This is a genomic window from Salinibacterium sp. NK8237 (assembly GCF_015864955.1).
GTDB lineage: Bacteria > Actinomycetota > Actinomycetes > Actinomycetales > Microbacteriaceae > Rhodoglobus.
In genome coordinates, this window is record NZ_JADYWE010000001.1 from 1,750,467 (window position 1) to 1,775,517 (window position 25,051).

The window sequence follows — 25,051 nt, forward strand, 5'->3', positions numbered from 1 at the left end:
GAAAGGCTCACTCTCATGGCTCAGATCTCTAACGAATCCCTCGACCAGCTCTTCGACGGTCAGCCCCTCATGGCGATCCTTCGTGGCTTCGGCGTCGACCGCAGTGTTGCCCTCGCGCGCACTGCGTGGGAGCTCGGCATCGACTCGGTAGAGGTGCCCATCCAGAGTGAGGAAGATGTTGAAGCACTGCGCGCCGTCGTTGCTGCCGGCAAGGAGCTCGGCAAGGCCGTCGGCGCCGGAACCGTCGTCACCCTCGAACACGTGCGCCAAGCTGCGGATGCCGGAGCAGCCTTCACGGTGAGCCCCGGCTTTGATCTCGATGTCGTTCGCGCCTCGTTCGAAGCGGGCATGCCGCCGCTGCCGGGCGTCGCCTCCGCCACCGAGGTTCAGACCGCACAAGCCGCTGGCCTCACCTGGGTGAAAGCCTTCCCCGCATCACTTCTCGGCACTAGCTGGTTTGGCGCCATGCGTGGACCGTTCCCCGCGATGCGTTTTGTCGCGACCGGTGGAATGGATGCGGGCAACGCCGGCGAATACCTCACCGCGGGCGCGAAGGTTGTTGCGGTCGGTTCGGCACTCGCCGATGAGACCCAGTTGCCGCGCCTCGCGGAGCTGCTCGCCGCGCGCAACTAGCTCGCTGCGCTGAGCTAGAGCTGAAGGCGCACAGAAGAGTCATTCGCGACGTGGCTCAACGCTCGCACGGCGAGTTCGTGACGGAATAGCGCTTTCGTGTGACTCCACCCAGCAATCCACGGCGCGAGACCGGGTTCCATGACCGCTACGAGCGTCTGGATATCCGTGAACAATCTCTCGGGTGATCGGCGCACCCTGTGTCCAGGTTCACCGAGCCCCGGCATGGGGAGCCCGAATACAACAGGCTCACAATGACTGATGCGGTTACGCGCCCAGTTAATACGCATCGCCAGTGCGCGCAGCTCAGAGCGGGGGATTGAGAATGAGTGCTTGAACGCAGGTTCCCACACATCTCGCACGTAACGCGCTTTAGACCCGTCGGCTTTCACTTCGCCTCGGCCAAGCAAGTCCACCCACGTGCCGAGCATCAGTTGAGCGACCACCTTGCCTGCCGAGGCGTGGGGGCCCACTTGAGCCGTCGCCTGGGCAATAGAGCGGATCGTGCCCTCGTCAAGAATGCCCGCAGAATCGTCGAACCAACGCTCGCCATACAACTCCGATAATGATCGATGCATTTTTTCGCGCAACCCGACCTCAACGAAACGCACCCCTGCGTGCAAGTGCGAAGCGATTTCGGAGTCCAAGAGATAAAGAGAAATAGCGTCGCGGTCTCCGTCTGTAACCTCACGGAAGCGTCGCAGTCTCTGTTTCGCCAGGCTCGCGATGAGGGCTCGTTGCTCGCTCAGTGTGGGTTGAGGAATCAAGGGATGAAAGCTATTCTTGATGCATATTCCCCCCGGCACAGGCCGAGCGGGTTTCGGAAACCGTCGTAGATCATTTGATCACGACGGTTTCATTTTTAACGAGCGCTATCCACAACGAATGGACCCGCAACCCCCCTCGAAACCTAGCGCCCCGCGATCTCCACGGGCTGCAGGGTCGCGCTCTTCGGTTCCCGGTTGTCGCCCGAGGAACGCCCGGTGAGACGGCGGCCGATCCAAGGGAGCACGTATTCACGCCAGTAGGCCGCGGTGCGGGGGCGGGCGTCATCCGCTGGTCCCTCGTCGGCCGCAAAGTCGGGCACCGGAATCTCGAGCGCCGACAACACATTGCTCGCCACCCGGGCATGCCCGCGAGCGTTGAGGTGAAGCTTGTCGACCGACCAATATTGAAGCTTCGTGAGCTCCTGATCAGCCCAGTTGTTGACGAACGTCACGTTGTCCTTCGACGCCCGCGACATAACTTCTTGCGCCAAGCGGTCGCCGCGCGTAGACATTACCGATCCGAACGGCAAGTGCTTGCTCGGGTTTCCGCCACTGAGTAAGAGAACGTGGATGCCGCTGGCCGTGGCCGTGTCGACTGCGGCAAGCAGCTGGTCGGTGATCGATTCCAGCGAAACTTTGGGGCGCATGATGTCGTTTCCGCCACCATTGATGCTCATCAGCTCAGGGCGGAGGTCAACAGCAGCCTTCAGCTGCTCTCCCGCGATGGGCGCGAGAAGGCGTCCGCGAATGGCGAGGTTCGCATAGGTGACCGGCTGAGGCGATGCGAGCGCAAGGCCGAGAGCAACTTGGTCTGCCCAACCGCGCACCCGACCATTCGGCAGTTCATCTCCGACGCCCTCAGTGAAGCTGTCTCCGATCGCAACGTAGCTGGAGAACTGGTGAGTCATGCGGTGTTACCTTCCGAAGGGGGAATCGGGGCGGCGCCAGATCACGACGAGTGCAGTGGCGATGGGCCCGAAAATGAGGGCGAGGAGAAACCACACCCAGCGCCGACGGTGCTTCATTTCCGCAAGACCGGCGGTGACAATCGCGAGAGCAATCCACGCCCAACTGCCATCGACAAGGGTCTGAGTTTCAATCATCCCGCCAGCCTACGCCTGAGCTGGAGGGCGGGGGCCACGCGCTAGGGATCGGCGCGTGGCCGACGGCCTAAAGGGACTTGATGGCCTCAACCACATCGGCGGGCTCGGCACGCAACTTGTAGTCGGCCTGCACGAACGCGTACGCGATAGTGCCGTCTTGCGCGATCACGTAGGTTGCGGGAAGCGGCAGTTGCCAGCCGGTCGCACCGTTGGACTTCACGAGGTCATAGCCCGACTTCTCATAGAAGGCTTTGGTGCGGTCATCCACGGGGTGAAGGAGTCCGAAGCCGTTGATAGCTTCGAGCTCGCCGTCGGACAGCACCGGAAATTCGAGGTTGTGCTTTTCTTCGAGAGAGAGTGACTCGTCTGGAGTTTGCGGCGAGATCGCCACGAGCGTTGCCCCAGCGGCGCGGAAGTCGGGCAGGGTGTCCTGCAGCGCCTTGAGTTCGATGTTGCAGTAGGGGCACCAGGCTCCGCGGTAGAACGCGATTGCGACCGGGCCCTTGTTGAGCAGTTCGCTGAGGCGCACGGTGTTGCCTTCGGCATCCGGCAGCGCAAAGTCGGGAGCGGTGTCGCCGACCTTGAGCGCGTTGTTGACGATGCCAGCCTTTTCGACTTCGGTCACGGAGTTCGTCAACGTTGCAGTGTCTTCGGCAGACTTTGTCGCTGCGCTGTTGTCGGCACGTTCTTTGAGCTGCTGGGTGAGATTCATGGCGCTCCAAACTAGAAGGAAAAGGTGTTGCTGGGGGAAACCAGCAGCACAGTCACGCTATTCCTGATGCCTGAATGCTCACCGCGTGATTGCTGAACATGACAAGGCCAACTGGGCGGCCCTGCGGCAGCTAAGGCCACCGCTGCTGCCGCTTCCACTGCCGCCGCTACGACGTTACGGCCGCTGCCGCACCAACCCAGTAGCTACCGGCAGGGAACGAGAACTCGGCGACCGACGACTCGTGCATTTGCGCCGAGTAGCCCGGTGCCATCGGCACGCGGTAGGCGCCGTTCTCGACGATGCAGGGGTCAACGAAGTGTTCGTGCAGGTGATCGACGAACTCGGTTACCCGGTTCTCGAGCGTGCCCGATACGGCGACGTAGTCGAAGATCGAGAGGTGCTGCACGAGCTCGCAGAGGCCAACGCCGCCAGCGTGCGGGCAGACCGGAACGCCAAACTTCTTGGCCATCAGGTACACGGCAATGATCTCGTTTGGGCCGGCGAGGCGTGCCGAGTCGAGCTGGCAGAAGTCGATGGCCTCGGCCTGGAACATCTGCTTGAAGAGAACCCGGTTCATGCCGTGCTCTCCCGTGGCGACACCGATCGGGGCAACGGCCTTGCGGATCGTGGCGTGGCCGAGCACGTCATCCGGACTCGTCGGCTCTTCAATCCACAGCGGGTTGAACTCGGCGAGCGCCTTCACCCAGACAATCGCCTCATTGACATCCCACACCTGGTTGGCGTCGATCATGAGCTTCGCGTCATCGCCGATCACTTCGCGAGCGATACCGCAGCGACGGATGTCCTCCTCAAGATTCGCCCCGACCTTCAGTTTGATGTGGCGGTAGCCAGCATCCACAGCCTCCTGGCAGAGCATGCGCAGCTTCTCGTCGGAGTACCCCAACCAGCCAGCACTCGTTGTGTAGCAGGGGTAGCCGCTCTCGGTGAGTTCGGCGATGCGCTGCTCTTTGGTGGGAGCGAGTTCGCTCAGCATCGCGACTGCTTCCTCTTTAGTGAGAGCGTCGGTGAGGTATTGGAAGTCGGCGGTATCGACAAGTTGCTCGGGAGTCATGTCGGCAAGCAAACGCCAGAGCGGCTTGCCCGCGCGGCGAGCAGCGAGATCCCACACGGCATTCATCACGGCGGCCATCGCCAAGTGCTCAACACCTTTTTCTGGGCCGAGCCAGCGCAGTTGCGAGTCAGACTTCAGCTCGCGGTAAATGCCACCAAGGTCGCCGACGATGGAGTCGACATCCCGACCCACGAGAGGTGCGGCCCGCTGCTCGGCAGCGAGCGCGCAGATCTCGTTTCCTCGGCCAATCGTGAAGGTGAAGCCGTAGCCCGCGACGCCCTCTTCGTCTGTGCGGAGTACAACATAGGCGGCCGAATAGTCAGCGTCTTTGTTCATGGCATCCGAGCCGTCGGCGGTGAGTGACGTCGGAAAGCGCACGTCGTAAACGTCAACGCTGGTGATGGTGGTCATCGTGAAAGGTGCTCCTTGATCGGAATGAAATTCGAATTAGTCGGTGTGGAAAACTTCGGGAAGCTCTTTCCACCACTCACCCTCGGCGCGATCATCCAAGGGTCGCTGAAGGGGCTCTTGAAGCGCCCACCAGCGTTGCGTCTCGGGGTCGGCCGCGATGGCCGCCATGTCAGCGTCGTAATCGTCGCCGGTGTATTCGAAGTAGGAAAACAGCAGATCGCCGTGCCGGTAGATCGAATAGTTGTGGATGTTGCTGGAGGCGAGTCGGTCGAGAATCGTCGGCCACACGGCAGCGTGGTAGTGCTCGTACTCCTCGCGATTCTCGGGCGGAAGACCGATCACTTGAGCTACTCGTTTCACAGTTTTCCCTTTCGCCACAGCGTCCCTTGATGCGTGATCAAACGTTATACCACTGGACAATCATGTGCAAGCATTGCGAGGGCCCTCCGGCCAACGCAACGAAAACGGCCGTCAGCTAACGAGCGCTAGAAGCCAATTCTGGCGTCATCGATCGAATAGAAATCTGCAGCGGTACGCCCAAGAATCGCCTCTCGGTCGACAGCATCCACACCTTCAAGAAGCGCAGACACTCCGGCCCATACGCGCCGATAACCGCCGGCCAAAATGGAGATCGGCCAGTCGCCGCCATACATCAACCGTGACGGCCCAAAGACATCGAGCGCGCGCTCGTAGAAAGGGCGCACGCTGTCGGCGGTCCACGCAGCAGCATCCCCGCTGGCGGAATACAAACCGCTCACCTTCGCGAACACATTGGGGTTCTCGGCCGCCTCCGCAATCGCAGTCCACCACGGCTCACGCTCATCGAGATCGATCGGCGGCTTGCCCAAATGGTCAACAACCATCTTGAGTTCGGGATGCCGCCGCGACAGTTCGGGCAACAGGGCGAGAAGCTCGGGCGACTCGGCAACCACATCAAAGGTAAGCCCGGCTTTTTCAAGCACCGTGAGTCCCTCGTCGACGTTCGGTCGCAGCAACCACTCGGGGTCAGGCTGGTTGTGCACAAGGCAGCGCACTCCCACCATGCGAGTGTCGTCTTTCCAGGATTCCACAATGCGTGCAGCCTGCTCTGGCCGCTCGAGTGGCACGTAGCCCACAATCGCCGCCACTTCATTGTGGGCGGCAGCGGACTCCATCATCAATCGGGTGTCATCCGAGTTGTCGGCGGACTGCACTTGCACCGTGTAATCAATGCCGGCCGTGCGCAACTCCGGAAGAAGGTCGGCCAGCGTCATCTTCTTGTTGATGGGCGCGAGCGAATCATTCATCCAGTCGTAGTGCGCCCGGTTGGGATCCCACACATGTTGGTGGGCGTCGATAATCGGAAATGTCACGGTTTCTTCCCTTCGCTGCTGGTCAGTCTAGAGAGTGCTGCGAGCGGCGACCACGAACTCGACAACCGCGTGACTCTAGCCGCCCGTTCGCGGCTAGGCGCGAACGGCGTGACTCCGCTCCACGGAAATCGACAAGCGGCACTAAGCATGAATCGTTTTTATTGCCCCTTGACAGGGGTAGACGAGTCCGTCACCATTGAATCGATTCAGAGACTGGTTCCACCGTGTCACGATGTCGTGACCGCAACACAGGCAAGGAAGCCGATGCAACTGGCAATGTCGCCAAGAGTCCTCCGTCCATCCCGAGCAGTCGCCGCCGCGTTGGCTTTCCTGCTCCTGATCACCTCACTCGCCCTCAGCACCTCAACCTTTGCGCACGCCGCCGCGGCCACAACCGCCCCGACCGGCCTGCGCATCAATGGGCTCGAGAAGCCCGCCGATCTCGATGATCTCCAAGACCCCACGTTCTCGTGGTACGTCAACACGATCGTTCAGTCTGCCTACCAAATTCGGGTCTCGAGCACCGCGGATGCCGCTGCGAACGGCAACGGTGACGTCTGGGATTCCGGCAAGGTTTCCTCAACCGACCAAACTGATGTCGCCTATGGCGGAGAGCCTCTCGCCGCCGCCACTCGCTACTTCTGGAGTGTCACCACGTGGGATTCCGACGATACTGAATCGGCATCCGCCACTCCAACGTGGTTTGGCACGGCGGTCGGCAGCGACTGGGATGCTGAACCCATCTGGGCATTCTCCGAATACCCCGGCGCGGCTGCACCGTGGGTCGACTACACGCTCGACACCACCATCAGCACCACGGTTGCGCTCGGAATTTTCGTGCGCGGCGTCGATGGCTCCAACGCCTACATGTGGCAGTTCCGAGCCGACAAGAACCAGCTCGTTCCTCACACCCTGACCAACGGCAAGTACGTCGCGCTTCCCGCCGTGTCGCTTCCGAGCGGCTCCATCACGCCAGACGTTCCGGTCGATATTCAGATCACCGTGTCGGGCTCGACCATCACCACATCGGTCGCTGGCGTGCAGGTCGACGAACGCACCAACGCTGCATTCGCCTCCGGCGGCGTCGGCTTCCGCACCGGTGGTTCCGAAGGCGGAACGGTCAGCGCCCTCACGGTCACCGCACCGGATGGCGAAGAACTGTTCGCTTTTGACCCGGCCGGCTCTAGCCCACTCGCGTGCGGCTCTCTCGACAACGGGGTTATCACGGTGGGTAAGTCCAGCGCATGCCTCCTCTCCGTTCCCGGAGCGCAAACGATCACGACCAACTGGGCGTTCCTGCGCACCGAGGTTGAACTCAGTGACCAGACCATCACCGGAGCAACACTCTTCGCCACGGCTGGAGACTTCCGCACGCACAGCCAGTTCGCTTTCAAGGCCTACGTCAATGGCGAGTTTGTGGGCCTCGGCCCGACGAACCGCATCGGAACGGAGAACCGCTACGACGGCTTCGATGTCACCGCGCTGCTCGAGCAGGGCGAGGCGAATGCAATTGGCATCCAGGCCTATTCGGCCGATGCTTCGCTTCAGAAGTTCATTGGCGAGCTCGTCGTCACCTATGCCGATGGTTCAACAGAAACCTTCGGCAGCGATGAATCGTGGACCGCTCTTCCTGGTTCACCGGTGCTTCCGGATGCGGGATCGATCAGCTCGTCGCGCTACACCGCCCCGAAAGAAAACCTCGACCTTCGCGAGTTCCCCACCGGCTACACCACCGTGGGTTTCGATGACTCCGAATGGTCGGGCGCAGTCGAGAAGCCAGCCTTCCCTGATCTGCAAGCGACACCCATCGCCAAGGTCGAACAGCAGCTTCACGACCCCATCTCGATCGTTGACAAGGGTGACGGAAACTACTTCGTCGACTTCGGTCGCACCTGGATCGGTGGCGTCAGCTACGACATCGCCGATGGCGCAGCGGGCGATACCGTCGAACTCCGTTTCGGTGAGATCACCTCGGCAGAGAACACGGTCAAGTACAAGCTCACAACGAACACCAACGAGTACCGGGATGTTGCGACACTCACTGACGGTGAGCAGACGATCGAAACGTGGGGCATGCGAGTGTTCCGCTACCTCGAGATTCTGGATGCTCCCGAGCCGGTAACCGCCGAGAACCTTCAGGCACTTGCGCTCGTGTACCCGTTCAACGAAGAGGCATCGACCTTTACGTCATCCGATGACAACCTCAACCAGGTCTATTCTCTGTCGAAGAATTCGATCGAAGCGCTCAACGCGAACTTCTACACCGACTCGTGGACTCGCGAGCGCATCAACTATGAGGCAGACGGCTATCTCCAGTTGAAGTCATCCCTCTACCTCATGGAAGATCTCTCGCTCGGCCGCTACTCGATGGACTACTTCGCCAACAACCGCACCTGGCCTACCGAATGGCCGATGTACGTGGTGCTGGCGGTCCATGATGCCTGGCGCCAGACTGGCAATCTCGAACAGGTCGAGACGTCATACGCATCACTCGTCGACAAGATGCCGACCAAATGGATTGATCCTGCTACTGGCCTTGTGCAGAAAACGTCGGGTTCAGACGGCTGCGCTAGTCGCACCGACTGCGACATTGTCGACTGGCCAACAAGCCAGCGTGACAACTACGAGTTCCGCGAATACAACACGGTGATCAATGCCTTGGCGTACCGCTCACTCGTCGACATGGCTTCGATGGCTGAGGCTCTCGGCCTCGCTGACGATGCGGCAAGCTACACCGTTCAGGCTGAGCGCATGCGCGACGCCATGAACGAGTTGCTCTACAACGAAGACACCGGCAGCTACGACGATGGAATGGATGCCGACGGTGTCCTCACCGGTCACTACTCACTGCACGCAAGCGCTTTCGCTCTCTCCTTCGGAGTCCCCGAGAATGACGAGTCTGCGCTGGTTGCCGACTTTGTCGCGTCGAAGGGCATGGCGTGCAGCGTGTACTGCGCCGGCTTCTCGATCTCGGGCCTCTTCGATGGTGGCGCCGCGGATGCCGCAGTCGGGCTCCTCACCGATGAAGGTACATCCAGCTGGATGAACATGATCAATCTCGGCGCTGGCTCAACGATGGAGGCGTGGGACCCGTCGCAGAAGAACAACCTCACCTACTCGCACCCCTGGGCTGCCTCGCCGGCATTCCATGTGCCAGCAGGGCTCTTCGGCATCGAGCCGATCGAGGTCGGCTACGAAACCTTCCAAGTGAAGCCGCAGCCGGGTGGCGTCGACGAGGCGCGCATCACTGTTCCAACCGTCAAGGGTCAGATTGGTGCAGCCTTCAACCATGCTGAGGATGGCACGATTCGCCTCGTCACGGAGATCCCCGGAAACACGACGGCCGATCTGGTCGTGCCGGTGCCTGACGGAACTACCGGGGTCTACCTCAACGGAACACTGACCGGTGTCGATGTTGAGGGCGGGTTCGCGACCCTCCCCGGCGTGGGCGCTGGTTGCCAGGCTGTCACCGTCTCCGCCGACCCAGATGTCGCTTCTGACGACTACCTCACCGCACTCTGCGAGCCGACGATAGCCGCCGACGAGACGGCTCCCGTGCTCGCCGGCATGCCATCCGGGGTCATCTTTGCGGATACCGCCCTCGAGCTGGGCGTCACGGCCAGCGACGCAGAGAGCGGCATCCAGTCGCTTGCTGTCACGTTCAACGGCGAAGATGTTGCCGCAGATGCAACGATCTCTGCTGAAGAACTTGCTGGGCTCGTGGGTGCGGATGTCGTGCTCACGGCGACAGCAACGAACGGAGACGGTTTGGTCACCGAAGAATCGGTAACTCTCACGGTGCTTCCCTTCGACGATGGCGCAACTCAACTGCCGTCGCGCGGAACTCTCTCCAACACCAGCGGGTGGGCCTACGGCTTGCACGACGGCAACTACCGCGTGGAGATGAACATGTGGTGGGGCACCCAGGGCAGCGTCTTCCGTCTCTATGAAAATGGGGAACTCGTGAACACGGTTCTGCCGGAATCGACTTCGGTCTACGCACAGAAGGCGAGTGTCGACTTCGCTGACAAACCGAACGGAATCTACGTGTACACGGGTGAGCTCGTGAACTCGCAGGGCGTGCGGTCGACATCAACCACCACGGTGACGGTCACGTCTGCCGACCCCGGTCGCCCCACGGCGAGCCACAACAACTGGGCGAAGTCGTCGACGTTCACGGCGTTCGCGAATCTCTGGTGGGGTACGAATGCCAGCGAGTATCGCTTCGAGCTAGACGGTGCTGTGGTGAGCGAAGGGGAGCTGACGGCAGAGACACCGCTTGCGCAGCACGTCGCTGTCGAGCTCTCTGGCATCACCCCCGGCACGCATGAACTGGTCGTTGTGTTCGTGAACACCCACGGCGAGACCGCATCGCAGCCGGTCAGCGTGACCGTTCAGTAGCACTACACACGAGAACGAGGAGGGGTCGGGCCGCTGGGCTCGGCCCCTCTTTTTTAGTAACGAGCGACAGCGGCCTACGGATGCCGCGAGCACTCGCAATGCGGTTGGGAAGCGTGCTGCAATCAATTGGTTGCACTCGCTGAAAGTTAATGCAACTATCGGGTTGCAGTCTTCCGCGAATTGAGGAGAGAATCATGGCCATGACCAGCAACCCACCCGCCGTCGTCGACAACGACGAGTTCACCGTGCGGCGAACCATCACCATCAAGGCGCAGGTCGTCGCGGTGTGGGCCGCCATCAGTGAGCCGCAACACCTTTCGCGTTGGTTCCCCGAGGTCGCGACGTTCGACGCTGTCGCGGTTGGCGAAACCGGCACTTTTACCTTTGAGGGGTATGGCAGCTTTCCGGTGCAGGTCGAAGAACTCGATGAACCGAACGTGATCGCGTATCGCTGGGGCGGACCAACTGACGACCCCACTAAGCCGATCGACCCGAAGCGCTCAACCGTCTTCCGGTTCACTTTGGATGCCATCGAGGGAGGCACGCAACTCACCGTCGTTGAAACGGGCTTCAACTTCGGCGACGACCCCGCGGCCAATATGGAAGACCACCGCGGTGGTTGGGACTCCGAACTCGACGAACTCGTCGCCTATCTCGAGGGCGCATGATCACCACACTCGTCCCCGTCTTCGCGGCCCTCGGGGATGAAACCCGGTGGAGCATTCTGGCGGCGCTCGGAGAAGGCGACGCTTCGGCATCCGCCCTCGCCGCACGCTTGCCCGTGACGCGCCAAGCCATCGCCAAACACTTGAACGTGCTGCATGATGCCGGGCTCGTTGAGCCCGTTCGAGTGGGCCGCGAACTGCGCTATCGCGTGCTCGGGGCGCAACTTAGCGAAGCTGCCACACGCCTCGATGCCATCGGCGCCGAGTGGGATCGCCGCCTTCTCGCGATCAAGGCGATCGCCGAAGAGCTAGAGCGCGGCGACTAGCCCGGCAGCTTCGAGGTCGCGCCACAGCCCCTCGGGCATGGTGGCCGCGTAGCGATCAATGTTCGACTGTGTTTGTTCGCCGCCGCGGGCTCCCACAACAACGGAGACGACCGCCGGATGCCGCAGCACATACGCAATAGCAGCTTCGGGAAGCGTGACGCCGTGGGCTTCGCACGCGTCAGCGACGCGATTGGCCCGCTCAAGAATTGCCGGCGGAACGGGGCCGTAGTCGAACGTCGCATCGGGGCTTGGACGATTGCGGCCAAGAAGTCCAGAGTTGTAGACGCCGGCAACAACGACCCCAACGTGGCGTTCGAGGGCAAGTGGCATCAGCTCGGCGAGCGCGGTGTCATCGATGAGAGTGAACCGGCCAGCACACATGACGAGGTCGATATCGGCGCGACGAATGAGTTCGGCGAGGGGCTCGGCGTAGTTCATGCCGGCACCGACGGCCTTCACCATCCCCTGCTCTCGCAGTTCGATAAGGGCGCCGATTCCTTCGGTTGATGCCTGTTCGAAGTGATTTTCGGGGTCGTGGAGGTAGAGCACATCGAAATGGTCGAGGCCGGTGCGGGCGAGCGAGGCTTCAACCGAGCGCAGGATGCCATCGCGACTGAAATCCCATTGTCGTTTGGTGACTGCCGGCACCGCGAAGCCTTCGTCATCCATCCGGTTCTCTCCACCCGGGTTAGGCACCAACAGCTTTCCCACTTTGCTGGAGATCACGTATTCGTCGCGCGGGTGCGTGCGAAGCTGCTCGCCAAGGCGTCGCTCAGACAGACCAAGCCCGTAGTGCGGCGCTGTGTCGAAATAGCGCACTCCGGCGTTCCACGCTGCAGCCACGCCCTCTTCCACCTCGACGTCAGTGGTTTCGCGGTACAGATTGCCGAGCTGGGCGGCACCGAGGCCAATTTCGGTCAGTTCAAGTCCACGCTGAGTTGATCTGGTTTTCACTGTTGGCTCCTCCGTGGAGTGTTAGTGCGCGGGCGGCGCAGTGGATTCGCGCACGATCAGCTGCGGTGCTGGGTCGGCGATTACTCGGTTTTCGGCGGTTCCTGAGTTGATGAAATCCCACAGGTTTGCCATGGCATTGCGGCCAAGTTCGTACAACGGCATCCGCACACAGGTCAGGGGCGGCCAGGCTATCTCCGCAGTCCAGGTATCGTGCATCGCAACGATTGACAGCTCTTCGGGAACGCGGATGCCCAGCCGCCGTGCTTCGGAAAGCACACCGTGCGCTGCGTTGATGTTAGCGACAACGACCGCCGTCGGTCGCGCTGGAGCCTCAGCCATCACGGTGAGGGCCTGCACGCCATCCTTCGGGTAGTAGCCGAAATCGGTGACCAGCGCGGGGTCGATGGCGAGGGATGCGCTGGTTATGGCTTCGCGAAAACCGGCGAGCCGTCGCTGGCCCGATTCTGAGGTGGGCAGGCCGCCGGCATAGCCGATGCGGGTATGCCCCAGCTCGATGAGGTGCTGCGTTGCCAACCGCATCCCTGCTTCGTCATCGAGCCGAACTGAGCCGCCGCTGCCCGGGTTGATCGCGTTGACCGAAATGACGGGCAGGCCGCTTTCGGTCACAGTGCGCAGGTCGTCACCGCTCAGATGATCGCCGAACTGCACGATCACCCCGTCGACCCGCCCCTCGCCCATGAGGCGCGGAATCGACTCTTCGCCTTCGGGCAGTCGTTCGGTGCTGGCAATCAGCACCATGTAGTCCTTCGCCCTCGCTTCTTCTTCGACCCCACGCATGAGTTCGGAGAAAATGGCGTTCGTGACGCCGGGAACGACGAGACCGACCGCATGGGTGCGCGACGACTTGAGGGCGCGGGCGGTGAAATTGGGGCGATAGTTGAGCTCTTTAGCCGCGTCGTGAATTCGCTGGCGCGTTGCGACGCTCACCCGCACGCCGGGCTTGTCGCTCAGCACGCGAGACACCGCTGAGACGGATACTCCGGCGCGAGCTGCAACATCACTCAAAGTGGCCATAGTTGCCTAGTGTATTAGTGCGCCCGGGCTTTGGTAAGTCGATTGACCAGATCGACTCCACCGCCGGTCACGGCCGCCCGATGCATAATGATCGAAAACGGAGCCAGACCCATGAACGGCATGTTTGACCTCACCGGAACCACCGCGGTCGTCACGGGCGCACGGCGCGGGATCGGCTTCGCCATGGCCGAGGCACTCGCCGCTGCCGGCGCGAACATCATCGGCGTCAGCGCCTCGATCGAGGCCTCAGGCAGCGACATCGAGAAGGCGGTCACCTCGTATGGCCGCACCTTTGAGGGCATCGCGTGCGACTTTACCGACCCGGATGCCGTAGCCGCGCTGGGCGAGACACTCTCGACCCGCAACGTGGACATCCTCGTCAACAACGCCGGAACCATCGAGCGCGCCCCCGCCGTCGAACACCCCACCGAGCTGTGGGATCGCGTGCTCCAGGTGAACCTGTCGAGCCAATTCACCCTCACGCAGGCGATCGCTCGCTCGATGATCGAACGTGGTCGCGGCAAGATCATCTTCACGGCATCGCTACTCAGCTTCCAGGGCGGCATCAACGTGCCCGGTTACACGGCAGCGAAGTCCGGCATCGCGGGCCTCACCAAAGCACTGTCCAACGAGTGGGCGGGCAAGGGCATCACCGTGAACGCGATCGCCCCCGGCTACATCGCCACCGACAACACCCAGGCGTTGCAAGACGACCCCGACCGCTCGAAGGCAATCCTCGACCGCATCCCCGCCGGTCGCTGGGGCGTCGGCAGCGACCTCGCGGGTGCCACCGTGTTCCTCGCATCGCGCTCCTCCGACTACGTCTCGGGCGCGATCCTCAACGTGGATGGCGGGTGGCTGGGCCGGTAGACCTCACGCACACACTGTTGGCTTCCACCATCGTCGGCTAGCGGCGCTGCCCCCTGCGCCGGTCACAGCATTGCGGTCAGTACTCCGCCGTCAGCGCGCACGGCGGCTCCGTTCGTTGCAGAGGAAAGCGGGCTCGAGAGATAGACGGCGAGGTTCGCGATTTCGGCAGGCTCGATGAAGCGCTCGAGGAGAGAGGTTTGGTTCCCCCCTATGATGGTCGCCTTCAGATCATCCGTCGAGAGCCGTTGCGCCTCGGCGATGTCGCGGATGGTAGCGGCTACTCCGTCTGAGTAGGTCGGGCCGCCAAGAATTGTGTTAACCGTCACGCCGGTACCGCGGGTGAGCTTGGCTAGGCCGTTACTCAAAGCGAGCATGCCCGCCTTGGTTACGCCATAGTGAGTCATATCAGCGGGTATGTTTACGCCTGATTCGCTCCCGATGAAGATGATCCGGCCCCATCCTGCGTCGATCATCCTGGGCATCAACGCTCGGGACAGTCGGACTCCGCTCATCACGTTTACCTCGAAATAGCGCGACCAGTCATCGTCGGGTATTTCGGCGAAGGGCGTTAAATCGAAGAGGCCGACGTTGTTAACAAGGATGTCGACGCCACCGAGCGAATCGAGGAGGCGCTGCACTTCAGCGGCGTCGGCAAAGTCCGCCGCAATACCCGTCACGTTCCCACCAGGTACTTCAGCTTGGAGGTTCGTCAGCGCTTGCTGAAGCCGGCTGTCGTCACGGCCGTTGATGACCACCGCTACGCCCTCCCGGAGAAGCGCCTTCGCGATCGAATACCCGATCCCCTGCGACGAACCACTCACAAAGGCACGTTTGTTTTCCAGCTGCATATCCATGGTCGTGGGGACCTCTCGTTTTTTATTTGCCCAGTCAAGTAAAAACTAACCTCATTCGGTTGCTCAGTCAAGTAAACCTGTAGCGTGTAGACATGACTGATTCCAGCGCCCCGAACCGCCTCACAGGAAATGACCTCGCGACGTGGGCGGCACTTGCGACGGTGCTCGAATGGCTGCCACCCGCCCTCGACGCCCCTCTGGTTCGCGGTTTCGACCTCACGCACTTTGAGTACGGCATCCTGTTCGCATTGGCTGACGCGCCGGACCGCACGCTGAGGATGACCGTTCTGGCGGATTATGCGAACAGCTCGCTTTCGCGGTTATCTCGAGCAGTGTCGCGTATCGAGGGACGGGGTTGGGCGCAGCGCACTCGAGACCCCTTGGACGGGCGGTCAATGCTTACCAGCCTGACCGAGGCCGGGCTGGAGATGCTCGACAAGGCCACCCCGGTGCACGCTTCGTCGGTCACGGAACTCGTCCTCGATCCGCTCACAAAGGCACAACAGAGTCAGCTGCGAGAAATCAGCCTGAGTATCCAGCGAGCAATTCGGAAGCAGGAGGGATGGCAGCCACCAAGATCACTCTCCTCCGACACCGACTAGCAAACCAAGCCCGGCTCATCCTCAACGTGGATGGCGATTGGCTCGGCCGCTAGTCCTTGCGCGCAATAACCGCCTCGGGCCGCAGGTCGAGGCGGCGCAGCAGTTGCGCGTTCGCCGCGACAACAACGGTCGAGGCCGACATGAGCAGCGCTCCGACGGAGATCGGCAGCACGAAGCCGATGGGGGCAAGCACGCCAGCAGCGAGGGGCACCGAGATGAGGTTGTAGCCGGCAGCCCACCACAGGTTTTGGCGCATCTTGGCATAGCTGCGACGCGAGAGTTCGAACACGGCGAGCACCGAGCGTGGGTCGTCGCTGGCGAGCACAACACCGGCCGAGGCGATGGCTACGTCAGTTCCGGCACCGATCGCGATTCCGACATCCGCCTGGGCGAGCGCTGGCGCATCGTTCACGCCGTCGCCGACCATTGCGACGGTGTCGCCCGCCTTCTGCAGTTCGGCGACCTTGCTGGCTTTGTCTTCTGGATGCACGCCCGAGAACACCCGGTCGATCCCGAGCTCTGCGGCTACCGACTGTGCAACAGCATCCGCATCTCCCGTGATCATGACCACGGTGACGCCCTGCGCGTGCAGCGCATCGATCGCCTGGCGCGAGTCTTCGCGCACTTCATCCGCGAGCCCAATTGCCCCGATCACGTGACCGTCAGAGAGCACGTGCAGAATGATCGAGCCGTCTGCCGCCCACTCGGTCGTTACATCGATGGGCTGCTGGTCGTGCTGGCGCAACATGCTCGGCCCGCCCACGCTGATCGTCGCACCATCAACAGAAGCTTCGACGCCAACACCGCTCGACGAACTGAAGTTGGAGGCGCCTACTCGTTCGAGTTCGCGATCCTTCGCGGCGGTCACAATCGCCTTGGCCAGCGGATGCTCACTGTCGTTCTCCGCTGCCGCTGCGAGTCGAAGAACGTCATCTTCACTCGCATCCCCGACCGCCGCGACGTGAGTGACGGCGGGCTCGCCCTTCGTGAGCGTTCCCGTCTTGTCGAAGAGAACGGTGTCGACCTTGCGCATTGTTTCGAGGGCGATGCGGTCTTTCACGAGCACTCCGGCACGAGCCGCGCGCTCAGTAGAGATCGAGACGACGAGCGGGATGGCAAGGCCAAGAGCGTGCGGGCACGCAATGACGAGCACCGTGATGGTGCGCACGATCGCGTCATCCGGGCTGCCCGCGAGGGTCCACACGGTGGCGGTGATCGCGGCGGCACCGAGAGCGAACCAGAACAACCAGCCTGCGGCGGTGTCGGCAATGCGCTGGGCGGGCGACGAGGAGTTTTGCGCCGTTTCAACGAGCTTGGTGATGCCCGCGAGCGCCGTATCATCGCCAATCGCGGTGACCTTCACTCGGATCGAGTTATCGGTAGCCACGGTTCCCGCCACAACGCGGTCGCCCTCGCCGCGCGAAACCGGCTGCGACTCTCCCGTGATCATCGACTCATCAACCTCGGCTGAACCGTCAATCACTTCGCCGTCGGCGGGTACTCGTCCGCCGGGACGCACGATGACGACATCGCCCACAACGAGATCAGACGGCGGCACGGTGACGAAGTCGTCCCCCTCAACCTTCTCCGCCTCATCCGGAAGCAAAGCGGCAAGAGAATCGAGTGCGCTTGAGGTCTGAGCCAGTGACCGCATTTCGACCCAGTGGCCGAGCAGCATCACGACGAGCAGAAGCGCGAGCTCCCACCAGAACTCAAGGGCCTGGTCGATGAGGCCCAGAGTGGATGCCAGCGACGCGACATACGCGACCGTGATGCCCAGTGAGATCAGCAGCATCATTCCCGGTTGGCGCGACTTCAGCTCAGAGTAGCCGCCCGTGAGGAAGGGTTTTCCGCCCCAGAAATACATGACCGTGCCGAGCACTGGCGAGATCCAGTGGAACACCGCGACATCCGGGATCGTGTAGCCGATGATCTCGGAGAACATCATGCTGAAACCCGTCACGGGCACCGCGATCACCAGCATGATCCAGAACAGGCGGCGGAATTGGGCAACGTGATGCGAGTGATCCATGGGCGCCACGCTATACCCCTCTAGGGTATGGAACAACCCCAAAACCCACGACTCCCAGCTACCGTAGACCCGTGACTACTTTCAGTGAAGAAATCGTGTCCGCAGTACTCGCCCACATGAACAGCGACCACAACGATGACAACCTGCTCATCGTGCGTGCCTTCGCAGAATCTTCCGCCATTTCAGCGGCGATGGTGTCCTTCGACGGCACTGAGGGAACGTGGCAGTACTCGGATGTCGACGGCATCGAACATCACGTCACGGTGCCCTGGAGCACGGAGATTACCGAGCGCGCGGAGATCCGCCATGAGATCGTGAAGCTCTACGACGCCGCCTGCGAAAAGCTCGGCGTCGAAGCTCGACCCCACAGCTAACGCACCGCTTCCGCCCCGACTCCGCACTGCCTCCGCACTGCCTCCGAGCCCGCCGTCAGGCGGGTGTCGCGCCTCTCTATAGCGCTTATTGCGCAAACGTCACACGTATGATCTACTGTTCTCACCGCAATCTGCGGCTAGTCGTCAACGATGTCGACCCAGAAAGGCACCACCGACATGGCACCACAGCACTTTGGCCCCCAGCGATCACGCCGCTTTCTTACTGCCGTAGCGACCGTCGCAGCGCTCGGACTCCTCGCTAGTTGCAGCAGCGAATCCGCAGAGTTCAACGATGAGTACGGCTTCGCCGCCGCGGAACAAGTCGCCGACTCCACCATCACCATCTGGGCGGATGCCGCCCGCCAGTCCGCCGTCGAAGCCTTCATTGAGGCTCACCCCGAGATTGATGTCGACCTCGTGATCGACGATGGCTCGGCCGGTGCATCCGGAACCCTGAAGACCAAGATCTCGCTCGCCGATCAGGCCGGCGAAGGGTGGCCAGACGCCGTCTTCTCCAGCCAAACCAATGACGCTTCGTGGGCCGCGCAAGAGACCAACGGCAACCAGGCTTTCGCTGCACCCCTCAACAACGGTTACCTCGAGCAAGACTTCCTCGACGGCTTCACCGCCGGCGCGCTCGACCCCGTGACCGTCGATGGCACCGTGTACGGCCTGCGTAACGACCTCGCCCCGGTTCTGTTCTGGTACAACGAAAGCCTCTTCAACGAACTCGGCTACGACGTTCCAACTACATGGGAAGACTACGAAGCACTCGGCGCCCAGCTCGCTGACGAGAACCCCGGCTACTTCCTCGGTTCCATCGGCGACTCCTTCGTTGGCCCCTACGTTTACTACTGGGCTGGCCAAGCACCGATCTTCCAGCTCGACGGCGACACCTTCATCTCCGACCTGCAAGACCCGAACTCCCAGCGAGTGACGGCGATGCTCGACACGATGCACGACAACGGTTCGCTCATCTCCGACAGCCTCTTCAGCGCCGAATTCGTTGAGCAGTCAGACAAGCTGCTCGCGCTGCCCGGAGCTGCCTGGTACGCCGGAGCGCTCATCCAGAATCCCAGCAACATCAACGCTGCTGAGGGTGACTGGGCCGCGGCAGCACCTCTCGTCTGGGAAGGCGAAGAAGCAGTCACCGGCAACATCGGTGGCGGCGTCTGGTACGCCTCGAGCCACTCCGAGAACCTCGACGCGGTGGAAACCTTCATGGAATTCATCACAAGCGATGAAGCCGTGGCCGGCACCGGCGGCCTCCCCGCCTACGACGCCGCTGCGCAATCGTGGCTCGCCGACCAAGAGTCCAGCGGATTCTTCGGTGGAGACTTCACCGGCGCCATGAACGCTGCCGCCACCTCCGTGTGGAGCGGGTGGAGCTACCCCGACTTCAGCATCGAAACCTCCTACGCCAAGATCATCGTTCCGGGTCTCGCCGAAGGCAAGTCGATTGCAGAACTATCGGATGCCTGGCAGCAAGAAATGCAGAATGAAGCGCAGGTAGTCGGTTACCAAGTTCAGTAACCGCCACACCTCTACCCAGGAGACACGTGACATCCACGACCGTGACATCCACGACTAAGGCCGCTGCCGACTCTCGCACGAGTCGGCAGCGGTCCCCCCGCGGCTCGGCCTCACCCTCACTTTCGCGCTCACAAGCGCAAGTGGGGGCGGCCTTCTCCAGCGGCTACACCCTCTTTTTGATCGCGTTTGGTGTGCTGCCAGCCATCTACGCCATCTACTTGGCGTTCACGAAGAACGGCAGCTTCGCTGGCGTCTCCAACTTCACCAAGATCTTCAGCGACTACCGCTTCTTACCCGCCCTCGGCCACGTGGCTCTCTTCGTTGCCGTCTGGCTTGTGGGGCTCGTGATCATCGTCGTTCTTCTCGCGATCATCACCCACTCCATCAAGACCCGCTGGCTCTCGACCAGCATCCGCTTCTTCTATTACATCCCGGGCGCCCTCGCCGGAGCATCCAGCGTCATGCTGTGGTTGTTCGTGCTCGACCCCGCCGTGAGCCCTGTCTCCTTCATTCTCGACGCCTTCGGTTTCGACTCGTTCGTGCAAGTGGTGCGCGTCGATCAGCTCCCCGTCATCTTCGCGATTATCGCGTTCTGGACCGGCGCCGGTGGCTGGATCGTCATCATGTACGGCGCCCTCAACAACATCTCTTCGGAGATTATGGAAGCCGCTCGCATCGACGGCGCTGGCCCCATCAACGTGGCCTGGCACATCCAGATCCCGCTGCTGCGCAAGTGGATCTCCTACATGGCCATCCTTTCTCTCGCGGCAGGAACCCAACTCTTCGTGGAGCCTCGCGTTCTCTCGATCGCGAGCAAGGGTGTTGTGCCTCAGGATTACTCGCTCAACCAACTCGCTTTCCTGTATGCGTTCAAGCAAAACGACTTCAACGGCTCGGCAGCAATTTCGCTCGTCTTGCTCGCAGTCGCCCTGGGCTTGAGCAGTTTCTTTGTCTTCCGTGGAGGTCTCTTTGAGCGCGACTAACAGTTCACTCACCGCACGTCGCAGTGAACGCAGCCCCGGCCAGTGGCTCTGGCGAGTACTCGGCGCTTCCATCACGGTCGTCTTCGTGTCGTTCTTCATAATCCCCATCGTGTGGCTGCTGTTTGCTCCGACGAAGGATGCCCGGCAGCTGCTACTCGACTTCCCGTTCTCGTTCGGCAGCTTCAGCACGCTGGCCGAGAACTGGGCGAGCCTCGTGGCCTACCAAGACGGCCTTGTGTGGACCTGGCTCGGCAACTCCGCGCTCTACTCGGGAGCAGCACTCGTGCTCACTCTCGTGATCAGCATCCCGTGTGGCTACGCTCTCGCGCTCACCGAGTTCAAGGGCCGCAAGCTCTTGCTCGCGACCACGCTCATCGTGATGCTCATCCCCAACACCGCCCTCGTGCTGCCGGTCTTTCTCGAGCTCAGCGCCGTCGACCTCATTGGCTCACCGCTCGCCGTCATCCTGCCGTACTCGTTCTTTCCGTTCGGCGTCTATCTGACCTACATCTACTTCTCCACGACCGTGCCGCGTGACCTCTTGGATGCCGGCCGCCTCGATGGTGCCGGAGAGTTCCGTGTCTTCACCCAGGTCGCGATGCCGCTCGCGGTACCCGTGATCGCACTGGTCGGGTTCTTCAGCTTCGTGGCCAACTGGACCAACTACTTCCTGCCCTTCGTGACCGTGCCGGGCAAGGGCGCACCGATTCAGGTCGGGCTCGCAGAAATGCTCGCGAACGTTCCCCAGTTCAACCCCACCAATGCGGGCTCGACGACGATTGAGCTACCGGTTCTCGCGCTAGGAACGCTGCTGTCGGTGGCGCCCGTGCTGATCCTGTTCCTGTTCTCGCAGCGCTTCCTCGTCACCGGAATGACCGCGGGCGGTACCAAGGGCTAAGGCTCTCCGCCTGCGGACAGGTGCGAACGTGGCGGCAGCACGCGACGCGAGCTACACCCTCGAGCGACCGAAGGTCAGGATGCGGTGGGGCGGCGACGCAGCCACGCGCGCGAGATGTGGGTCGCCATCGCTTCAGACGCGGCTTTGCTGTCTGCGCGCTCAATGGCATCCAAGACGGCTACGTGCTCGGCGAGAGTGACCCGCAGTGAGTCTTCATCGGCGGGTGCTCCCACGAATCGGGTGCTCGAGAGGGCGCGGTCAAAGAGGATTCCGGTGATGTTTGCCGCCAGGCGGATGCCCGACTGCTCCATCACGCGGTGGTGAAACTCTGCGTCAGCCTGGTTGTTCTCTTCGGCATCGCCGAGGCTCGTCTCCATGCGCTGCGTGAGCGCTCGGAGGGCGGCGAGATCGTCGTCGGTGCGGCGCGTGGCAGCAGCACCCGCCATTGAGGCTTCGAGGCTTCCGCGCACGACGGCGAGTTCATCCAGCACACCAAGAGTGTCGTCGTTGTCGACGAGGGAGGACAGCACTACCGGGTCAAGCATGTTCCACGAGCTTGCGGGATTGACGGTGGTTCCGCGGCCTTGAGCTACGGTAACAAGACCTTTTTCTTCAACCCGCTTCACGGACTCTCGAATCACGGTGCGGCTCACTCCAAAGTGGGAGCTCAAGGTGCCTTCGGGAGGAAGGGTTGTGCCGGCGGGGACTTGCTCAGTGACGATCGAGTCCACAATCTCGCGAACGACCGCAACACCGAGTCGAGCGGCCGGCGCACGGCCTACTTCGCCATTCGCTAGCCACTTGGGCGCAGCATCATCGGCACTCACAAGATCCATCCACCCAGCATAGGGGAGCCCCTCCGTGCGCTGAGCTACGGCACTCCGCCCGGCAATAGGCCGGACTATTCACCGACGAGCCGCAGCCCTGCACGTTCGGAGCGCACATGAGGGCCGCCGGGAGCCAACCATCCTGCATGGGTTGTCGCCTGCGCCGCGATGGCCTCTTCGTCGATCGATACTCCGACACCGGGGGTGTCTCCGACGACGATTCCGCCATCGATGAACTCTTGATCGATCGTGACACCGAAGGGCGCGTTCACGTCTTGCACTTCGGCAGTGAGGTGGTTGGGCACGGATGCCGCGGCAGCAGCAAGCGCGGAATTGAGAGTGAGGCCCACCGGGCTCACCGGCAGGTTGCGGCTGTGTGCGGCGTGCGCGACCCGCAAGAAGTGGGTGATCCCCCAGACGCTGCCGACCTGCACAATGTCGATGCCGCCGAGATCGAAGAGCTGCGAATACTGTTCGAGCCCGGTCAGGTTCTCGCCGGTAGCGACAGCGGCGCGGATGGAGCGGCTCAAGCGAGCGTGACCAGCGGCGTCCCAGCGGCGCAAGGGCTCTTCAATCCAAGTGAGGTCGAGCTCATCTTCGATTTTTGCCATGAAACGTTCGGCCTGTTTCAGGTTCCACGATTCATTTGCATCGAGCATGAGCCCGGGCTTGCGAGCATTGATGCTGAGGGCGTCTTCGACAAGCGTGAGGCGACGGATGTCATCCTCATGGTCGCGCCCACCCTTCAGTTTTCCGGCGGTGTAGCCTCGCTCTGCCATGCCGACGTAGAAGCTCGAGAGTGCATCATCGTCGAGCGCAATGTCGAGGCCCGAGGCGTAGCCGGGCACGAATTTGTCGCGCGCTCCGAGCAATCGCCAGAGCGGCTCGCCGAGGGCTTTTGCTTTGATGTCCCACAGCGCCATGTCGAAGGTGCCGATGCCGCCGAAAGTGGCTCCACCGTGGCCTGATTTGAAGACTTGGGCGAGCATCCGGTCATACAGGGCCGATACCGCACGGGGGTCTTGGCCTTCGATGGCGGGGAAGATCTGGTCGAGGTCGCGGTGGGAACCGGTACCAACACCCGTGATGCCAACGTCAGTTTCGAGCAGAACGATGGGAAATTCGGTGATTCCCGAGGCGACGAAGCCGTTCACGTCGCCAACGGGACGCCCCCAGTTGTGGACGCTGCTGAGGCAGCGGTAGCCGGTAATCTTCATCTTCGCCTTTGATGATCGCTGTGCGCGCAGTGAACCACTGCGCGTAAACAGCATACATCATATGTTCTATTGTGCTCGGGAGAGAATTCACCTACCCCTCCCCCTAGCGAACGTTGCTCGATGCGACTACGAATAGAGAGCACACGATGCGCACTCACCTAGTGTGCGCACAAGGGGGAACAATCATGACTCGATCACCCAACCGCATGCTCGGAGCCACCGTCGGAGCATTCTTCGCACTCATCGGCATGCTCGGATTTTTTCGTACCAGCGGCATCGAATTCTTCGCGACGGAGGGTGCGCTTCTGGCCAACATCTTCAGCGTGAACGGATTCCAGAACGTTGTCCACATCGTGGTCGGTGCAGCCCTCGTGCTCGCCGCACTCGCCAACCGTGCGACCGCCCGAGCCGTCAACTCCGCTCTTGGCTTCGGCTTTCTCGTGCTCGGCTTTGCTGGTCTGCTGCTCGTCGGCTCGGAATACAACATCCTTGCCCTCAATTCGGCTGACAACGCATTGCACTTCGCGGGCGCCGTCATCCTTCTTTTGGTTGGCATCGGTGCCGACAAGCGCGCTACCGGAGTCAGTGCCTAACAGAGCCGAATACCCAACTTTCGGATGATGCCGGGCGTCTAAACGCCCCACTAGAGTGAGGGTCACCTAACCCCCATCTAGGAGACTCCGTGGCTGTAATTCCTTTCTCGCAAGCACTTCGCGAGCGCACCTGGTCGAGCCACGGAGACAGCGAAGGTGCTGACTTCATGAAAGACCTCATGACGGGAAAGGGAACTCGCGAGGACTACATCGCGTTGGTGGCACAGCACTACTTCATCTACGAAGCGATTGAAGCGGCCGCCGACCACTTCGCCAGCAACCCCGTTGCCGCGCCCTTCATCACGTCGCAGCTCACGCGCCTGCCCGCAATCGAAGCAGACCTCGAGTTTCTGATTGGTGCCGACTGGCGCGACCAGATCGCTCCGCTCCCCACTGCCGCTGCCTATGCGGCCCGCGTGCGCGAAGTTGCTGCCCAAGACTGGGCTGGCGGATTCATCGCCCACCACTACACCCGCTACCTCGGCGATCTCTCGGGTGGGCAGGTGATCCGCACCATCATGCAGCGCCAGTTTGGTTTCGAAACCAACGGCGTCGGCTTCTACCTCTTCGATGAGATTGCGAAGCCCAAAGAGTTTAAAAACACGTACCGCGACCAGCTAGATGCTGTCGAGTGGGATGACGCTGAACGCGACCGAGTCATTGACGAAGTGCTCGTTGCGTACAAGTTCAACACCGACCTGTTCATCGACCTGTCGCGCGCGAAAGCGGCCGCCTAGCCTGCCGCGCGGGTCGTGTCGCCGAACCGGCACGGCCCGCCTTGGGCAACGTTCTCCTCTGCTGCCTGCTGTTGCGCCCGCAGCGTTGTCCGAGGTCTGAGCG

25 protein-coding genes are annotated in these 25,051 nt (G+C 61.8%); 12 read left to right on the top strand and 13 right to left on the bottom strand.

The genetic code is table 11. The features are described from left to right. The first annotated feature begins 15 nt into the window (after positions 1 to 15). Positions 16 to 633, top strand: a complete 618-nt coding sequence (locus I6E56_RS08445) for a bifunctional 4-hydroxy-2-oxoglutarate aldolase/2-dehydro-3-deoxy-phosphogluconate aldolase (protein WP_197137318.1) — start codon at positions 16 to 18, stop codon at positions 631 to 633. Between the two features lie 14 nt (positions 634 to 647). On the opposite strand, the gene I6E56_RS08450 is transcribed toward I6E56_RS08445, so the two are convergent. From I6E56_RS08450 to I6E56_RS08480, 7 genes are all read right to left on the bottom strand, one after another. Continuing rightward, complete coding sequence (locus tag I6E56_RS08450; protein WP_197137319.1) at positions 648 to 1,397, bottom strand: hypothetical protein; 750 nt, start codon at positions 1,395 to 1,397, stop codon at positions 648 to 650. A gap of 143 nt (positions 1,398 to 1,540) precedes the next feature. Then, positions 1,541 to 2,305 carry an SGNH/GDSL hydrolase family protein gene (locus tag I6E56_RS08455; protein WP_197137320.1) on the bottom strand — a complete coding sequence of 255 codons (765 nt, stop codon included), beginning with the start codon at positions 2,303 to 2,305 and terminating at the stop codon, positions 1,541 to 1,543. Between the two features lie 6 nt (positions 2,306 to 2,311). Next, positions 2,312 to 2,500, bottom strand: a complete 189-nt coding sequence (locus I6E56_RS08460; RefSeq protein ID WP_197137321.1) for a hypothetical protein — start codon at positions 2,498 to 2,500, stop codon at positions 2,312 to 2,314. A 67-nt stretch (positions 2,501 to 2,567) separates the two neighbouring features. After that, positions 2,568 to 3,212: a peroxiredoxin-like family protein gene (locus tag I6E56_RS08465; protein WP_197137322.1), complete on the bottom strand. Its 645-nt coding sequence runs from the start codon at positions 3,210 to 3,212 to the stop codon at positions 2,568 to 2,570. Between the two features lie 166 nt (positions 3,213 to 3,378). Then, on the bottom strand, positions 3,379 to 4,695 hold the full coding sequence (locus tag I6E56_RS08470; RefSeq protein WP_197137323.1) for an L-fuconate dehydratase: 1,317 nt from the start codon (positions 4,693 to 4,695) through the stop codon (positions 3,379 to 3,381). Between the two features lie 36 nt (positions 4,696 to 4,731). Beyond that, positions 4,732 to 5,055 carry an L-rhamnose mutarotase gene (locus tag I6E56_RS08475; RefSeq protein WP_197137324.1) on the bottom strand — a complete coding sequence of 108 codons (324 nt, stop codon included), beginning with the start codon at positions 5,053 to 5,055 and terminating at the stop codon, positions 4,732 to 4,734. Between the two features lie 125 nt (positions 5,056 to 5,180). Beyond that, the gene (locus I6E56_RS08480) at positions 5,181 to 6,047 is read right to left on the bottom strand and encodes an amidohydrolase (protein ID WP_197137325.1); all 867 of its coding nucleotides are present in this window, start codon (positions 6,045 to 6,047) and stop codon (positions 5,181 to 5,183) included. A 276-nt stretch (positions 6,048 to 6,323) separates the two neighbouring features. Here I6E56_RS08480 and I6E56_RS08485 point away from each other — a divergent pair, with 276 nt between their 5' ends. The 3 genes from I6E56_RS08485 (at position 6,324) to I6E56_RS08495 (ending at position 11,439) form a co-directional block, all read left to right on the top strand. Next, on the top strand, positions 6,324 to 10,448 hold the full coding sequence (locus I6E56_RS08485) for a family 78 glycoside hydrolase catalytic domain (RefSeq protein WP_197137327.1): 4,125 nt from the start codon (positions 6,324 to 6,326) through the stop codon (positions 10,446 to 10,448). Between the two features lie 194 nt (positions 10,449 to 10,642). Next, positions 10,643 to 11,116 carry an SRPBCC family protein gene (locus tag I6E56_RS08490; RefSeq protein ID WP_197137329.1) on the top strand — a complete coding sequence of 158 codons (474 nt, stop codon included), beginning with the start codon at positions 10,643 to 10,645 and terminating at the stop codon, positions 11,114 to 11,116. Beyond that, positions 11,113 to 11,439 (top strand): helix-turn-helix transcriptional regulator, encoded by a 327-nt coding sequence (locus I6E56_RS08495; RefSeq protein ID WP_197137331.1) that lies wholly within the window; start codon positions 11,113 to 11,115, stop codon positions 11,437 to 11,439. The genes I6E56_RS08490 and I6E56_RS08495 overlap by 4 nt, the downstream gene beginning before the upstream one ends. On the opposite strand, the gene I6E56_RS08500 is transcribed toward I6E56_RS08495, so the two are convergent. Both I6E56_RS08500 and I6E56_RS08505 read right to left on the bottom strand, forming a co-directional pair. Next, positions 11,422 to 12,393, bottom strand: a complete 972-nt coding sequence (locus I6E56_RS08500) for an aldo/keto reductase (RefSeq protein ID WP_197137332.1) — start codon at positions 12,391 to 12,393, stop codon at positions 11,422 to 11,424. The genes I6E56_RS08495 and I6E56_RS08500 overlap by 18 nt on opposite strands. Positions 12,394 to 12,414: 21 nt before the next feature. Continuing rightward, positions 12,415 to 13,428: a LacI family DNA-binding transcriptional regulator gene (locus tag I6E56_RS08505; RefSeq protein ID WP_197137334.1), complete on the bottom strand. Its 1,014-nt coding sequence runs from the start codon at positions 13,426 to 13,428 to the stop codon at positions 12,415 to 12,417. 111 nt (positions 13,429 to 13,539) lie between these two features. Between I6E56_RS08505 and I6E56_RS08510 the strand changes: the two genes are divergently transcribed. Next, positions 13,540 to 14,298, top strand: coding sequence for an SDR family oxidoreductase (locus I6E56_RS08510; protein WP_197137336.1), 759 nt, complete (start codon positions 13,540 to 13,542; stop codon positions 14,296 to 14,298). Between the two features lie 62 nt (positions 14,299 to 14,360). Here I6E56_RS08510 and I6E56_RS08515 read toward each other — a convergent pair whose 3' ends face one another. Beyond that, positions 14,361 to 15,152, bottom strand: a complete 792-nt coding sequence (locus tag I6E56_RS08515) for an SDR family NAD(P)-dependent oxidoreductase (RefSeq protein WP_197137338.1) — start codon at positions 15,150 to 15,152, stop codon at positions 14,361 to 14,363. 92 nt (positions 15,153 to 15,244) lie between these two features. Here I6E56_RS08515 and I6E56_RS08520 point away from each other — a divergent pair, with 92 nt between their 5' ends. Further along, positions 15,245 to 15,754 carry a MarR family winged helix-turn-helix transcriptional regulator gene (locus I6E56_RS08520; protein ID WP_197137340.1) on the top strand — a complete coding sequence of 170 codons (510 nt, stop codon included), beginning with the start codon at positions 15,245 to 15,247 and terminating at the stop codon, positions 15,752 to 15,754. Positions 15,755 to 15,803: 49 nt separating this feature from the next. Here the strand turns inward: I6E56_RS08520 and I6E56_RS08525 are convergent, their stop codons facing one another. Further along, a complete protein-coding gene (locus I6E56_RS08525) occupies positions 15,804 to 17,786 on the bottom strand; it encodes a heavy metal translocating P-type ATPase (RefSeq protein WP_197137342.1) in 1,983 nt (660 codons plus the stop codon). A 71-nt stretch (positions 17,787 to 17,857) separates the two neighbouring features. Between I6E56_RS08525 and I6E56_RS08530 the strand changes: the two genes are divergently transcribed. The 4 genes from I6E56_RS08530 (at position 17,858) to I6E56_RS08545 (ending at position 21,574) form a co-directional block, all read left to right on the top strand. After that, a complete protein-coding gene (locus tag I6E56_RS08530; RefSeq protein ID WP_197137344.1) occupies positions 17,858 to 18,160 on the top strand; it encodes a DUF2470 domain-containing protein in 303 nt (100 codons plus the stop codon). Between the two features lie 150 nt (positions 18,161 to 18,310). After that, positions 18,311 to 19,693 carry an ABC transporter substrate-binding protein gene (locus I6E56_RS08535; protein WP_197137346.1) on the top strand — a complete coding sequence of 461 codons (1,383 nt, stop codon included), beginning with the start codon at positions 18,311 to 18,313 and terminating at the stop codon, positions 19,691 to 19,693. 26 nt (positions 19,694 to 19,719) lie between these two features. Then, positions 19,720 to 20,676, top strand: a complete 957-nt coding sequence (locus I6E56_RS08540; protein ID WP_231606287.1) for a carbohydrate ABC transporter permease — start codon at positions 19,720 to 19,722, stop codon at positions 20,674 to 20,676. Further along, the gene (locus I6E56_RS08545) at positions 20,663 to 21,574 is read left to right on the top strand and encodes a carbohydrate ABC transporter permease (protein WP_231606288.1); all 912 of its coding nucleotides are present in this window, start codon (positions 20,663 to 20,665) and stop codon (positions 21,572 to 21,574) included. The genes I6E56_RS08540 and I6E56_RS08545 overlap by 14 nt, the downstream gene beginning before the upstream one ends. A 74-nt stretch (positions 21,575 to 21,648) precedes the next feature. On the opposite strand, the gene I6E56_RS08550 is transcribed toward I6E56_RS08545, so the two are convergent. Both I6E56_RS08550 and I6E56_RS08555 read right to left on the bottom strand, forming a co-directional pair. Beyond that, on the bottom strand, positions 21,649 to 22,410 hold the full coding sequence (locus tag I6E56_RS08550; RefSeq protein WP_197137347.1) for a FadR/GntR family transcriptional regulator: 762 nt from the start codon (positions 22,408 to 22,410) through the stop codon (positions 21,649 to 21,651). A 65-nt stretch (positions 22,411 to 22,475) separates the two neighbouring features. Next, entirely contained in the window at positions 22,476 to 23,618 is a 1,143-nt protein-coding gene (locus tag I6E56_RS08555) for a mandelate racemase/muconate lactonizing enzyme family protein (RefSeq protein ID WP_197137350.1), read from the bottom strand. Positions 23,619 to 23,803: 185 nt separating this feature from the next. On the opposite strand from I6E56_RS08555, the gene I6E56_RS08560 reads away from it, so the two are divergent. Continuing rightward, positions 23,804 to 24,211, top strand: coding sequence for a DUF4383 domain-containing protein (locus I6E56_RS08560; protein WP_197137351.1), 408 nt, complete (start codon positions 23,804 to 23,806; stop codon positions 24,209 to 24,211). Positions 24,212 to 24,300: 89 nt separating this feature from the next. Then, complete coding sequence (locus I6E56_RS08565; RefSeq protein WP_197137353.1) at positions 24,301 to 24,948, top strand: heme oxygenase (biliverdin-producing); 648 nt, start codon at positions 24,301 to 24,303, stop codon at positions 24,946 to 24,948. Positions 24,949 to 25,051 lie beyond the last annotated feature (103 nt).